Here is a 13357-nt window from a genome sequence, read left to right as displayed (position 1 = left end):
CTATTTTCTTACCGCCAGCGACACGGTAAAGATGCCAAACTCATCGATCAGCTGGTGGCATTTCTCAAATCCAGCTTCTTCGACCAGCGTATCCATCTCTTTCTGGCTGCGTACGCGCATCAACCAGGGAATACCGTTCTGATGGCTGGTTAAGGTCCATGCGATGGTTTTCAACTGCGGATGCCACGGTTGCCCGGTATAAACCAGCACGCCGCCCGGCGGAATGGCTGCTGCCAAACCGGCCAACGAAGTTTTGATTAATTGGTTGCTCGGGAACAGTTCATACAGGCCGGAGACAATCCCCAGCGTCGGCGCAGGCGCGAGTGTGGCGAGCGAGTCATAATCAAAGGCATTGCCTTTTTTGAACTGCGCGAGATGGCCTAATTGACGCGCTTCAATCATCGCCTGGCCTTTTTCCACATTCAGATCGCTGTAATCTCGCAACAAGATGCTTTCAATTCCCGGCTGTTTCTCTAGTGCATCAAGAACGTAGCGGCCATGTCCGGCGGCTATGTCGACTACGCGAACCGGCAAATTGTGCTCTTGCAGTTTTGCTACGGCCTGCGTAATCACCTGTTGGATATTTTCTTTGCGCATGCGAATGCCGCGCCAGCCAATGCTGTTGAGGTACTGCCTGTCGATGATACGGCCAATAATGCCGGCGCCTTCGGGCGTGTTGCGGTAGACATAATCCAGTGTACTGCCAGAGTCAAAGCCGGTTTCATATCCCAGGCGCATGCCTTTTGACAGCCGACCAATGGTTTTCATGCCAAAACTTAATGAAGCGTAGGACACGCCTTGTAGTGAGCAGCGCTTGGGTGGCGCCTGCAACTCACGGTACGCATCAGCGCCCGGACTCCACTGATCTTCATGGCTGTAATCGAAGGTGTAAGGCGCAGCGTGGTAAAGCTGTTCGATAAACGGCTTCATTTTATCGAAGGCAAGCTGGCGATCCTTCTCTCCCAGCGTATCGTGATAAAAACCGGGCAGAATATGCTGCTCTTTGATGGCGCTACGCAGCCCCTGATAGAATTTTTTCTGCGGTTTGGTGTGCACCACAAAATCATCGCCGGATATCAGCAGCTGGGTTGGCACGGTGATGGCGGCAGAGTCAGAAACAATACGCTCCGCCGTTTTATACAGATCCAGCAGAATATTCACGGCAATCTGACGGGTGATGAATTTATCCTGCTCAAAGCTGCGAATGCGCTCGGGGTCGTGGCTGAGAAATTTCCCTTTGACGTAAGAGTTCACGTAAAACAGACCGCGAATACGTTGCAGCATAGCCAATCCCGTGCGTGCGAAAGGCACATACAGCTTCACCTTAAACGCTGGAGAGGCCAGCACCATACCGCGAATTTTAGGTGCGTAATCATGCACCCAGGTAGCGACCAGCACCGCACCGACGCTTTGCGCAATCACAACAATATCTTCAATGCTCACCCTGGCTTGTTCAGCGACAAAGCGAACAAATTCATCGACGTCCTGCACTGAGCGAGCTAGGCTTGGGCTGTAACCTCGTTCTCCCGGCGAATGTCCGTGTCCACGCGCATCCCAGGCGTAAAAATGGGCATCCGGCATCAGTAACTCATCGACAAGATGCTGCAAACGCCCTGAGTGCTCATGCCCGCGATGAAATAGCACAATCACTTTTTTGCTCTGCGCATCCTGCGCGGGCCAGTGGCGAAAATAGAGAGATTCACCGTCGCTGGTTGAAAAAGATCCTTCCTGAAATAAACGTGCTTCCTGGCTCATGATGATTTCCTTATGGCTTGCTGTTGTAATTCGACAAAACGATTTAATAACGCGCTTTTAAATTCGGCCTTGTTGTCCTGATAACGCAGCGGATCATCGATATAAATATCGATAAAGAACGGCACCGGTATTTTCTGACCTTTACCCATTGAACGATCCAGCCCGTGCATATAAACCGGAATGATGGGCACATCCGGGCACTGCAGGCTGAGATGCCACAGGCCAGATTTAATTTCTGACAGTTTCCCCGGCTCGCCGCGCGTGCCTTCCGGGAAAATAATCACAATTTTCTTTTCCGCCAGCGCATCGACGCAGGCCTGCAATGGATTAGCCTGATGCGCCCCGCGATACACCGGGATGATGCCAATCACCTTGAGCGCAAACCAACCCACCACTTTGTTTTTCAGGAAATAATCAGCGGCAGCCACCGGCTGTACGTCCACTAACGTCGAGAGGGGGAACAAGGTGAACAGCGTCAGCACATCAAGATGGCTGTTGTGGTTTGCCACAATGATCGCCGGGCCTGTTTTCGGTAGCTTCTTGCGGTTGGCCACGGCGACACCCAGCCAGATCCACACCACCGGATAAGCGATGCACAGGGTAAAGATCCAGCGCAGCATGCGGTTCATGTGCGCCTCCTACACGTAGAAGTAGTAATAGAAGTGGAAGAACAGCGGCGCGGTGTAGATCAGTGAATCGAGTCGATCCAAAATGCCACCGTGTCCGGGCAGCAATTTGCCGGAATCCTTCACACCAAAATCGCGCTTGATCGCCGACATCACAACATCGCCGCAAAAGCCGCTTGCACCAATAATCAACCCAGCACCCAGCGAGTGGAGAAAGCTCATCGGTGTCAGCAGTGGACCAAGAATCACGGCCAGCAACATGGTGGTAAAGATGCCACCCAGCAAACCGGCCAACGTCTTATTCGGGCTGACGTTGGGCGTCACGCGAATCCTGCCCAGCGATTTTCCCCACAGATATTGGGCAATATCATTCAGCTCAGTCAGCGCAACGAGGAAGAACACCAGCAGTGCACCGGCGCTGGCGTCGGCACCGGGTAAAGTCATCAGGTAGGCAACGTGGCTCAGAGCGAACACGGTGGTCATCATGCCCCAGTGCATCACCGATGCAGAGTGCAGAAAACCTTTGGTATCACCGGCAATCACCATGCGAGCGGGCAGGAACAGGAAGATGTAAACCGGGATAAAAATGATGAACATGCCGTACCAGGCCATGCCGGTCCAGAGATATTGCACCGGGATAGCGGCATACATCCACAGCAGCGGCATACTGTCAGAACGCCGCGTGGGTGCTAGCGTCAGATACTCTTTTAACGACAGGAAGCTGATGAAGCCGAAAAAGGTTAGCGCCAGCCACTTCGGCGACAGCATTGCTAACGAGAACAGGCAGATAATCACCCACCAGCTATTAACGCGCTGCTGCAATTCCAGCCAGTTGCGTTGTGGGCGGCACTTTCTCAGCACAAAAATAATCAGCGTCGCCAGCATGAGAACACCGAAGATACCGCCCAGGCAGTAATAAAGCAGGTGTCTGGAGTCAGCCATTTTTCGCCTCCATCGCATTGCGGCAGCGATTCAGGCTGGTCAAGCACAGGAACAGGACGGCGATGGCAAACACTGCGTTAGCGTAGCCGATAGACTGCGGCCACAGCGCAATCACCAGGCCGAGAGCGCCAAAGATAAATGCGCGGTCACTTTTGCCTAACGGGCCACGGTAGCTTCGGATGCCGTTCAGCGTCTGGCACATCACACCGCAAAATTCGCTCAGCCAGGCAAGCAGCACCACCAGCACAACCCACCAGGCAGAGATGCCAGTAACAAACGCAAAAGCGAGGTAGAGTGCCGCGTCGGAGATAATGTCACCCACCTCGTTGAGGATTGCCCCGAGGGTGGATTGCTGATGGAATTCCCTGGCTAACATGCCATCAATGGCGTTTAGCGCCATGCGGAAAAACAGGAAAACGGGCAGGGTGATAAAAAAGCGTGGATCGGGGAAACGCATCAACAAAGCGCCCAGTACTACAGAGGTGAGCATGGCAAACAAGGTTACCTGGTTGGCAGTGATACCCTGCGCATGTAACCTGACGACCAGCGGTCTTAATAAATGCTGAAACTTCGGTTTTATATCGTATAGCGTCACTTTGTGGCTCCTGCCGTTAAATTGAATAGTTACTTCAATAATTCCAAATTCAGGGTGTTATCCCTTACTTCAATCGTGCGTGGTGAATCCGCATCAAGCTCCTCACGGCTCAGCACCCGTTTCCATGTACCACGCTCCCGGTCCGGTTGGCGGAACAAGCCCACGACTGCGACAAACTGCGCCTGCTTCTTCATTGGCATATCCAGGCTGACGCTTTGTCCCGGCATGATGTTAAGCTGCCGCTGCGCCACCAGGCTCTCTTTCAGCACCCAATCTGGCTGTGTCAGCAGGCTGCTGTATTCAGCGTTATCGAAACGTTGACGCGTGCTGAGCTGTAAAATATTCAGGCGTAAAGGCATCGACTGCTGGGCGTCGTCCTGATTGATCGCCGTACGCGCAGTGAAGGTCAGGTGCAGGATATTGACCTGACGATAAAACACGGCATCGGCAATGCTTGCTGTTCCCTGTTTGGTTTTTTGCCACGCTCCACAACTGCTCAGCAACGTTGGCGACAGCAAAATCAGCAACACATGAGCGAAGCGAACTTTCATTGTTCACCTCCCTGATACGCATCTTCATTTTGCGTAGCGGAAATAAATATCCGCGCAGGCATGCGGAAGCCGCGCAATTCGAGTAGCGCCAGCGGGCCACTGCCGAGCTCCGTACGTATCTGATAGTTGAGTGTCAGCCCGTCTGGCGTCGGCCAGGCAACACGATAGATGTTGTTCCCCAGATTGGTGATGCGGGCTTTATCCAGCAGGCGGATCAGGCCCCAGCTTCCAGGGTGATCGGCATAAATGCGGGTTCCGGTATGGGTGCTGCGCCAGGTTAGCGTGGTTTGCGGTTGCCAGCGGTTGTCAGGCCAGTTCAGCGTTTGCCAACTCTCTTCCTGGTTAAAATATTGCAGCTTCTGGCGATCCACCGTCAGCTCTGATTCCACCACGTCGCGGGAAGGTTTTGCCATCATCTGAAAATGCAGTTCCACATCTCCCCGGACAAATGCGGTGTTCGCGATGTGCGTCAGTTTATTCAGCGCATTCAGAAAAGCAGGATCAAACGTCAGTCCCTGGCTGTTCATGGCATCCGGCACCCAGCGATCCCCTTCAAGCCGTAGCAGGCCAGCGAGGCGACTGTTAACGAACTGCGCGATACGTCCGGTGTCGGTACGCATAAACTGCGCTAAATGCGGTAAGGAGACGTCGCTTTGTCGTTTAGCAAACGGATAGCGGTCGGCAAACGATTGATCCCATGGCGTTACAATATCGTTCTGCCATTGACTGTTAATGCTTTCAGCGGTGGGGCTGAGCACTTGCTCCCACGCCTGCACCATCGGCTCGACAAATATCGCCTGACCAAACCCGCTCCACTCCTGTCCGAGGCTGGCAGCAATCAGACTGCCGTAATCGCGGGTGTCAGTCAGATCAACGGCTTTGCCCTGAAACACCGTCAATGCTAACGACTGCATCATGGCCTGTGGATCCGGCGCGTTGGTGACCTGCTGCAGCCGCAGCCGAACACGGGTGATACGCGTCAGGAAGGTTGGCAGGCTGAGGCTATCTTTAGCCGCTGCGCCGGTATCGGTTAGCGCCAGCAAGGGTCCAAAGGCGTCATCCATTGGGCCACGTGCACCTTGTGGTCTGGCGATGGCCTGGGTTTTGTCACTGCTGAGCAAATTCTTTGCAGAGCTCACCAGCGAATCGGTAAGATTACCGCCAGTTTGCCCCGTCCGGCCCTGCACATTCAGCGTGTTCATCAGTGCAATCAGAGGTGACTGGCGTATGTCGGCCAGCAGGGTTAACTGTTCAATCGATTCTGACAGGCTCTCCGCCCGCTGCCATTGCAGGCTATTGAGAAATTTCAGCCAGGCTCCGGCGTAATCGGAGAAATAGCGATCTGTCAGCCGCGCTTGCAACGTATCCGCAGAGACATCAATATTGCTGGCCGTTTTGTTATCACTCAGCACCCAGTCAATTTCATCGCGACGCACTTTCGCCGCTTGCTCAATCGCAGGCTCTACTGCCTCTTCCCACGCTTTACGGGTAAAGACGCCGGGCACGGTTTCATCGGTGTTGAACAACCTGCTGCTGTCGGTGCCGCTGACCATCTCATTGAGTGTCATATCAGCATAATCACGGGACACCTGCTCAATAAGTTGCTGATAGCGCGAGGTCTCCGCATTGCTGGCACCAATCTGACGCAGCAGCGCTGAGCGCATACTGCTGACCAGTCGCATATCCGGTTGTAACTGCCACTCTGGGTGCGTAGGCAGATTCGTCATCATAAAGGCCAGCATAGCGCCACCATTGTTGCGCCAGCTGGCGTCCTGAATGCCATCACGCCGTTGCCAGACCTTCATTACCGTGGCGCTGAAAAACGCCGGATCGGATTGTTCGGGATGCGCCAGCATCAGGTACGCTTTCAGCAGGTCATACATGCTTTTGGCCTCATCGGCCCGCAGCGGGCTATCGGGCGGCAGGTTACGCCAGCCGCTCATCAGCGTAGTCAGGCGCTTGACGGAGGCATCACGCAGCAGCGGCATGGCCGCCTGCTGCCATTGCTGCCACAGCGAATCCAACAGTGCGTCATTCTGGCTGAGGCCAAAACGCATATACCAGGGCGCACCATATTGCTGACGATGCTGCAGACGCTCGATCTCTCTCTGCAACTCGCGCAAGGCTGAAAGTTGCTGCTGCAGCGGCTGACGGGAATCTGTTGCAGCGGCGGCAAGCAGCTGATCTGCCTGTATAAGACGCATATTGGCAATCCAGGAAAACACCAGGCAGGCCATCCACATCACCAGCAGGCAGGAGCAGAGCGTCAGCACCGTTTTCCGCCATGAGGCACCGTTAGTCAGCGGCCTGCGCCAGCGTAGCGCCAGTAAATCCCGCCAGGCTTCTCCCGGCTGCCAGGCATTTCGCAATGAAGCGCTTCCGGTAATCTCCGGCTGGCTGAGCACGACTCCCGCTAGCGGCAGCGCTCTTGCGCCTGTGGAGAGCTGCGACAAAGTTCGTGTCAGGCGATCCGCGCCACCGCTGCGCAGCACGTGCGCCAGTTCCAGTAAAAAACTGTGCTGGCGATTACGCTCAATTTGCTGCATGCCGCGCTCAACCAACTGGTGCTGAAGATCATCCAGTGACTGACGGTAATCGTCCGCACTATCACCTTGCGCAATGGTAAATCCGATCCCCTGCGCGGGGGCGTTATGCAGAGAGGGGGCGTGAATCTCCCACAGCCACAGCGGGATATCCTGGCCCAACAGGTTGTAGCGCTTCTGCATCTGGCGAGCCGTGCTATCCAGCACATCCTGGTTCATTTCCGCTTCTGCGTTCACTACCCACACCACCGCATCGGCCAGCTGGCGGCGAATTTTGCGTAACGCCCGCAGCTGCGCGGGTAGCGGATCTTCCTGTGGACTGCCGTGCCAGAGCAGCAAGGTATGATGCCCCTCAAGCCAGTGTTGAGTTGTCAGGCCGGGAATACTCCGTTCAACCAGATGCTCATCCCCGACCACCAGTAGAATGCGTACCCGGCTGCGCCAGCGCCACCGATACTGGTAGCGCATCTGGGTAATGATCTCATGCACCCACTGATATTCTGCAGGGCGCTGTTTCTGCGAATCAGTTGCGCCTGTTGCTTCACGCGCGTTGAGTCGTACCAGTCCGCGCCAGGCGAGAATAAACAGTGGACAGAACCACACCAGCGCCAGCCAGACCATCAATGACCAGAAAGCAATCTGGCGCGGCAGAGCCTCCGGCAGATCAACGCTGCTGCCTGCGAAGTAATAGAGCTCTGCGCCAGTCAGCACCAGCAGGGTTACGGCTAGCAAATAGCCACAAACCAGCCAGAACAGCGAGTGCCGGGAATTAGTGCGGGAGGTTTCCACGGGGAATACAAACTCCTGTAATGTATTGAGATTCCATTTCTGCGGCGATCCAGCCGCAGGACTGGCCGTTGAACGCCGAGAGCAGCGCCAGCGACCGTAAAGTAAACGGTGTGATTTGCCCGGCATGGCCGAGCCATGGGGCAAGTACGTGATCCAGCGCGGACCAGCCGCCCTCCAGCAATGCTTCCATGGCGGGGGCATCTGCTGCGATCACCGTATCCGGCATATCACTTAATCCGGCATAACGGGAAAGCTGTGAAACGGCCAGAGTGGCCGTTTCACCCAACGCCGGTTGCCAGCACTCCGAGCGATGCATCAGCGCAGTCCCCTGCGCCGAGCAGAGCCAGGCAAAGGCGGCTTCCCCGGCAACCGGGGTGCAATCAGCCAATCCTTCGCCGCTTCCGGCACACAGCAGCAAAACCGGAGCAGTAGTGGCGAAGAGATCGATAACGCTATCTGCGCCATCAATTGCACTGAGTCGAAGGGTTTCCTCTGGCAACGTCATGCCCGCTGCCAGTAGCGTTTCGCGAAAGGCGAGCAGACTTGGGTCATCACCCAGCCAACAGAGATGCGTTATTGAGCGTGTATCACCTAACTGACGCACATGCGCCATCAGGCGATTGGCGAGATAAACCGCCAGCATGACAGGACGACTGCGGGCGCTGTTAAGCACCAGTGGGCAAAGCAACTGAGCGTAACCTTCTGCGTTGATGCCCGGTTGTGGAGCGTCAACTGGTTGCGACAACAGCGCCAGATGTTCCGACGCGTCGTCTCCAGCTGGCGTCACCAATAAAACGGCTTCAATCGGCAAAGCCTGGCTGCGCTTTCGCCACCAGGCATCCAGTGCCAGCGAGGTTTCTGCATAGTGCGTGCGGCTGTTATCGCTAGATTGCAGCCATACCAGCCAGCGCAGCGTCACCGCCAGCAACCAGCACAGCAGCGGCAAGACCAGCGCGCAGAACCAGAAAAGCGGCGAACGGGTCGGCTTTCCCTCCGGCCACAGCAGAATGGTGGTCATCGCAGATATAAACAGCAGCACGGGCAACGCCACCCACCAGCGCCGCCAGCGGGGCGGGTAAATGGTGGCGTAATCGGCATAAACCGGCGGTTGATTCATCCGCAGACATCCATATCGGGCAGGGAGCTGACCAGCGTGCAACCACAGGCGCATTTATGCCCATCGAGCGCCACCGCTTTACCGTTTACGGTGCTGTTGGTTGCTCCCTGAATAATGGCGGTCATGCCGTGCTCGTTGCATTTCGCTTTGTCATTGACGCAGGCCACCGGCTTGCCAAACGCGTTAAAACTGCCGCTGAGCACTTCACCACCATAAGGTTTGAGCTTATCGCCAACGCGCACCAGTTTTTTAAGTGTCATACCACTCGCGCTCCCGAGGATTTCAGCATATCGACGGCAGAGGTCATCATGGCCTGGTGCTGTGATGTGAGCATTTGCTGGCTTGCATGGGCGACTAATGTGCCCGGCTCGCGAGTGGGATTCAGTAACTGTGCTGTACCGTCCTGAAGTGGAATAGCTTTGCCAGTTGCATTGTCAATAACCGTCCAGAATGGAACGGGCTTATCTACCTTCGTGCCCGGGAAGATATTCTGCATTTCAGCGTTGCTTATGCTGCTGGATGGATAGTAGAGCGCATTATTTTTAACGCGATAGGATGTTCCATCGTGAGTAACAGGAACGCCTATCAACTGTTGGTGAATTGAAAACAAATACTGATCTTTATTGCTTTGGCTGCCGTAATAGATCGAGCGATAGAAAAAATAGCCGCCCCAGGGTTCACGTGTGCCCAGCGCAGAGTGCATAAACCAGGCGCGCGAATCGTGAATCTGATCGTCAAACAGTGCGACCACCAGCGCCATCGTTGGATCGGGTGTTACAGTGCCCTGTTTTGAGGAGAAAAGACGCGGATAAAGCCTTTCACCATCCTGCTTTATATTCCGCTGCTGCGTAATCTCATCATCAGTGTTAATCAGCCATACAATGCCTTTGGGGATTTGGTTAAGAACAAATTCACTCCAGCTTTGCGGCCTTATCTTATTCAGGTAGTCATTTTTAAATTCATCTGCGGCTTCCTGAAGTTGTTGTTTATCTATCAGTGGTTCAAAATCAGGCGGGCCCGCCTGATTTAGCATCTTTCCAGCGTCTTTAAGCGCAGGGTTCAATTTTGCCGCTTTGCGTAAGTATTCAATCTTTTGCGCCTTTTCCTCTCGCGCCTTTTTAGTCTGTTCCAGCATTTCTTTCGAATGCTGTTTAGCATTGAGATAAAAAGGTTGGCTGGCATAGCTGCCGTTAGCATAGCGACCAATACGCCATGCGGTGATCAGCCCGATTTGATCGGCAACGGCGTCGTCCAGTGATTGCGAAAGAAGATGTGGGATATAACCATCATCAATAGTGCATTGCTGGTCGAGGCTGGTCTGATCTTTTTCAGACAGGATGGTTTGTCGCCATGCATTGAAGCGCTTGACCAGGGATTTATTTATATCGAATTCCTGGAAGGTGGAAGAGGGCATTACCCTTGACGGTTTCATTAAACGTAATTCGTCAGGTATTGAGTTTTCCATCACCGTCAGAGGTGCACCTGCTGCAAATGCAGCAGCATAGAGATCATGCAGAATAATCTGCGACAACAGATTTCCCGGGTAGTTGGGGTCATCACTCTGTCCGCCCACCAGCCCTTTTCCCTGGTCGCCCGGCGGATAGCCGCCGCCGATATCCGAATGCATACCGGGGTAGATGACCTCCTGAGTGGCTGGCGGATAGCCACCGCCTGGGCGGCATACCGAGTCGAGCGGAAAGCACAGGCGCTGCTCATGGGCCGCAACAAAATGGCGACAGCATTTAATTAAATGAGGAAAGCGTTTTTCATTAGGCAGCAACTGCGTATTGTTGGCCCATCCCATATGCCCATCGACCAGAGGTGCAATATGGGCAATCCCCACGGATGGCACAGTATCCAGCAGACCTAAGAACTCAATGCTCAAAGGGATGCCGAGTATTGATTGTTCCGGTTTATTTGCACCTTTTGGGATTTCAAATAGACCTGTTAGCCAGTTCACGAAAGTACGTGCCTCTGCCGCACCACGAGAAAAACCATAGATAAACAGTTTTATCTTAAGCAACTGAGGTTTGGCGGTAGCAACCTTCGCCTTCATTTCTGTATTCAAAAATGAATAGAATGCAGCTTTACGGCTTTCAGGGTTATCAAACGGCCAGTCGGCTGCCATTCGTGAGATTTTGCTTCCTGCTTCAGAAGCGAAAATTCGTTTCTGTCCTTTTGTAATAGCGCACATAACTGCATCAGCCAACATTAGTAAAGCCCAGTTTATTCTTGCTTCACCCCCAGTGGCATAGGCAAGACCAGCGCTGCTGTAGTTCATTTCACCAATCTCTGGGAAAACAGTCCCAACACCGGGCATGTAATAGGAGAAATAACCATCATCTTCAGCAGTGGCTGGATAGGTTGCATGAAACAACTTTGCAATATTTGTTGGATGCGTTGGACTGGAATGATTGGTGTCGTTATCTTCGTTATTACCCGTTCCATCAAAAAAGAAACTGACATGGAGGCTTTGCGAGCAAGTAAAACCCGCGCCGTTACGTCGCTCAGTTTGCGCATTAAATTGTTGCAGATGCAGCTCTTCCTCTCGCTTTTGCTGCAAGTAGTTTTCGACGACCGCTTTATGGGTAACCGAAAGACGTCCGTTTTCCGGAAAATACGGTGGAGCCCAGACATTTGCTCTGGTTTTTATTTGGGACATGTTGCTGGCTCCTTCATATCCGTTGGTTCTTTAATCGGGTAAGTATCCGCACCGTAGCTAGCGATACCGGCGTAAACCTTCACCTGCTGGCAGGGTAGAAAATGCACGGTGATGCCTGCACTTTCATCATATTCAGGAATAGGCACATCAGCGCTGTACTGACGATATTTCGCTTTATGCAGAGCGTAAGCATTTTGGTCATATCCGGCCCCCTCTTTTCTCATGGGAATTTTTTCATGAGGATTAGGATCAATTTCCCACTCAATATGAACCACTAATCCTGGCCGCCATTTATCTGGGATCATGACACAACAATATCCTCCACCAGTGCCAGGCACGCGATAACCATCAACGGAGAACCAATTAATACTTTGTCCGGCAACATGGTTAATTGCCCCTAAGTTCCCACCGCTATATTCATTAGCTCCTGATTGATCGCATCCAGCCAGGATAAGTAGGCTGCTGAGCGCCGCGAACTGTGTATGAAGACGGAGCCAACGCAACGCAACGTGTAATAATTTTATTTGGGACATGTTGCTGGCTCCTCCATATTCGTTGGTTCTTTAATTGGGTAAGTATCCGCACCATAGCTGGCGATACCGGCGTAAACTTTCACCTTCTGGCAGGGCAGAAAATGCACACTCATTCCTGCACTGTTCTCATATTCAGGAATAGGCACATCAGCGCTGTACTTAATATATTTCGCTTTATGCTGAGCGTATGCCTTTTGGTCATATCCGGCTCCCTCTTTTCTCATGGGGATTTTTTCACGAGGATTGGGATCGATTTCCCACTCAATATGAACCGTTAATCCTGGCCGCCATTTATCGGGGATCATCACACAACAGGTATTGCCAGATAATGTTGCGCGATAGCCATCAACGGTGAACCAATTAACGTGTTGGCTGGCGACATGATTGTATCCTCTGATATTTCCGGCGCTGGACCCACTGGCTCCCGATTGATCACAGCCAGCTAAAATAACCACGCAGCTGAAAAAAAATGTTTTTAACAGCTTGGTTGTATGACTCATTGTCGATGCTCCGTGAATGCTAATAGATCACCCAGATACCCAGCCTGACTTGCCAGCATTGCTATCTGCAGGCATCGTGCATATTTCGCTTCTTTTGAGAAACATGGTTCGCTGGTTTTCAACATCAGCGCCTCGGCATCACTAATACATCCCATCAGTTCAACCTGCGCATCGCTAATTCGGCTCATTTCCGGGGCATCAGCAAGTTGTCGACCCGGGTTCCAGGTACCTATTTTCCACACCACCTCGTCATCACGATCTCGCCAGCCCCAGAACAGCGCAATATCGGTGAAAGCCGCCTGCTGCTCTGGCGTCAGGACGTGCTCAAGTAGCGAGGGAAATACGCGATTGTCGTAATAGCGCAGTAAACCGGTTTGCTCTTCCCAGTGAACCTGTGACAGTGCCTGCAAATGGCTACTCAGCAGGTCGAATGCCAGTGGCGATATCAGCAACGTCAATCGCGGTGTCGTGGAGAAGTGTTCCACCAGCTGTTCAAGCCAGCGCTGGTGGCTGCTGATGCTAAAATGCAATCGCATCACCAGCGGTGAATACTCTGGCGTTGCCGCTTCAGGCGTGTTCGCAAACAGCTCGAACCAGCGTAACGGCGGGTTAATCTGGTTCAGCGCCTGTTGCAGCGGCTGTGCTGTGCCAGCCTGATCAACCAGCACATCGAGATAATCCTGTCCGGCAGCAGTGCAAAGCGCGTTAGCCTGTTTCAACCATCCATTATTCATGTCCGTCATC

The 13357-nt window shown here is 53.3% G+C and carries 12 protein-coding genes; all 12 read right to left on the bottom strand.

Going from position 1 to position 13357, the window contains the following annotated elements:
* From PZBJ_RS16075 to PZBJ_RS16020, 12 genes are read right to left on the bottom strand one after another with little or no spacing between them, the layout of a single operon-like run.
* Nucleotides 1-1755: a bifunctional alpha/beta hydrolase/class I SAM-dependent methyltransferase gene (locus tag PZBJ_RS16075; RefSeq protein WP_101763297.1), complete on the bottom strand. Its 1755-nt coding sequence runs from the start codon at nucleotides 1753-1755 to the stop codon at nucleotides 1-3.
* Nucleotides 1752-2384 (bottom strand): lysophospholipid acyltransferase family protein, encoded by a 633-nt coding sequence (locus tag PZBJ_RS16070; protein WP_101763296.1) that lies wholly within the window; start codon nucleotides 2382-2384, stop codon nucleotides 1752-1754. Before PZBJ_RS16070 ends, PZBJ_RS16075 begins: the two co-directional genes overlap by 4 nt.
* Before the next feature lie 9 nt (nucleotides 2385-2393).
* Nucleotides 2394-3323: a phosphatidate cytidylyltransferase gene (locus PZBJ_RS16065; protein ID WP_101763295.1), complete on the bottom strand. Its 930-nt coding sequence runs from the start codon at nucleotides 3321-3323 to the stop codon at nucleotides 2394-2396.
* Complete coding sequence (locus tag PZBJ_RS16060) at nucleotides 3316-3918, bottom strand: CDP-alcohol phosphatidyltransferase family protein (RefSeq protein WP_101763294.1); 603 nt, start codon at nucleotides 3916-3918, stop codon at nucleotides 3316-3318. The genes PZBJ_RS16065 and PZBJ_RS16060 overlap by 8 nt, the downstream gene beginning before the upstream one ends.
* Nucleotides 3919-3947: 29 nt before the next feature.
* Nucleotides 3948-4469 (bottom strand): type VI secretion system lipoprotein TssJ, encoded by a 522-nt coding sequence (gene tssJ, locus PZBJ_RS16055; protein ID WP_101763293.1) that lies wholly within the window; start codon nucleotides 4467-4469, stop codon nucleotides 3948-3950.
* Nucleotides 4466-7801, bottom strand: a complete 3336-nt coding sequence (locus PZBJ_RS16050; RefSeq protein ID WP_101763292.1) for an ImcF-related family protein — start codon at nucleotides 7799-7801, stop codon at nucleotides 4466-4468. The genes tssJ and PZBJ_RS16050 overlap by 4 nt, the downstream gene beginning before the upstream one ends.
* Entirely contained in the window at nucleotides 7782-8918 is a 1137-nt protein-coding gene (locus tag PZBJ_RS16045) for a KPHS_23130 family T6SS system protein (RefSeq protein WP_101763291.1), read from the bottom strand. Before PZBJ_RS16045 ends, PZBJ_RS16050 begins: the two co-directional genes overlap by 20 nt.
* On the bottom strand, nucleotides 8915-9178 hold the full coding sequence (locus PZBJ_RS16040) for a PAAR domain-containing protein (protein ID WP_101763290.1): 264 nt from the start codon (nucleotides 9176-9178) through the stop codon (nucleotides 8915-8917). Before PZBJ_RS16040 ends, PZBJ_RS16045 begins: the two co-directional genes overlap by 4 nt.
* Nucleotides 9175-11580 carry a T6SS phospholipase effector Tle1-like catalytic domain-containing protein gene (locus PZBJ_RS16035; RefSeq protein WP_101763289.1) on the bottom strand — a complete coding sequence of 802 codons (2406 nt, stop codon included), beginning with the start codon at nucleotides 11578-11580 and terminating at the stop codon, nucleotides 9175-9177. Before PZBJ_RS16035 ends, PZBJ_RS16040 begins: the two co-directional genes overlap by 4 nt.
* Nucleotides 11568-12113 carry a Tli1a family immunity protein gene (locus tag PZBJ_RS16030; protein WP_101763288.1) on the bottom strand — a complete coding sequence of 182 codons (546 nt, stop codon included), beginning with the start codon at nucleotides 12111-12113 and terminating at the stop codon, nucleotides 11568-11570. Before PZBJ_RS16030 ends, PZBJ_RS16035 begins: the two co-directional genes overlap by 13 nt.
* The gene (locus tag PZBJ_RS16025; protein ID WP_101763287.1) at nucleotides 12101-12613 is read right to left on the bottom strand and encodes a Tli1a family immunity protein; all 513 of its coding nucleotides are present in this window, start codon (nucleotides 12611-12613) and stop codon (nucleotides 12101-12103) included. The genes PZBJ_RS16030 and PZBJ_RS16025 overlap by 13 nt, the downstream gene beginning before the upstream one ends.
* Nucleotides 12610-13356: a toxin Tle1 chaperone Tla1 gene (locus tag PZBJ_RS16020; protein WP_101763286.1), complete on the bottom strand. Its 747-nt coding sequence runs from the start codon at nucleotides 13354-13356 to the stop codon at nucleotides 12610-12612. Before PZBJ_RS16020 ends, PZBJ_RS16025 begins: the two co-directional genes overlap by 4 nt.
* Nucleotide 13357: the final 1 nt, after the last annotated feature.

It is taken from the genome of Pantoea endophytica, assembly GCF_002858935.1.
Classification (GTDB): Bacteria; Pseudomonadota; Gammaproteobacteria; order Enterobacterales; family Enterobacteriaceae; genus Pantoea; species Pantoea leporis.
Note: the sequence above shows the minus strand (reverse complement) of the source record. Positions and strands in the feature narration are given on the sequence as shown.

Bases quoted from the DNA above. Each gene is read 5' to 3' on its own strand.
- PZBJ_RS16065 (WP_101763295.1), bottom strand. From the start codon at position 3,323: ATGGCTGACTCCAGACACCTGCTTTATTACTGCCTGGGCGGTATCTTC.
- PZBJ_RS16075 (WP_101763297.1), bottom strand. From the start codon at position 1,755: ATGAGCCAGGAAGCACGTTTATTTCAGGAAGGATCTTTTTCAACCAGC.
- tssJ (WP_101763293.1), bottom strand. From the start codon at position 4,469: ATGAAAGTTCGCTTCGCTCATGTGTTGCTGATTTTGCTGTCGCCAACG.
- PZBJ_RS16020 (WP_101763286.1), bottom strand. From the start codon at position 13,356: ATGACGGACATGAATAATGGATGGTTGAAACAGGCTAACGCGCTTTGC.
- PZBJ_RS16030 (WP_101763288.1), bottom strand. From the start codon at position 12,113: ATGTCCCAAATAAAATTATTACACGTTGCGTTGCGTTGGCTCCGTCTT.
- PZBJ_RS16035 (WP_101763289.1), bottom strand. From the start codon at position 11,580: ATGTCCCAAATAAAAACCAGAGCAAATGTCTGGGCTCCACCGTATTTT.
- PZBJ_RS16045 (WP_101763291.1), bottom strand. From the start codon at position 8,918: ATGAATCAACCGCCGGTTTATGCCGATTACGCCACCATTTACCCGCCC.
- PZBJ_RS16040 (WP_101763290.1), bottom strand. From the start codon at position 9,178: ATGACACTTAAAAAACTGGTGCGCGTTGGCGATAAGCTCAAACCTTAT.
- PZBJ_RS16025 (WP_101763287.1), bottom strand. From the start codon at position 12,613: ATGAGTCATACAACCAAGCTGTTAAAAACATTTTTTTTCAGCTGCGTG.
- PZBJ_RS16070 (WP_101763296.1), bottom strand. From the start codon at position 2,384: ATGAACCGCATGCTGCGCTGGATCTTTACCCTGTGCATCGCTTATCCG.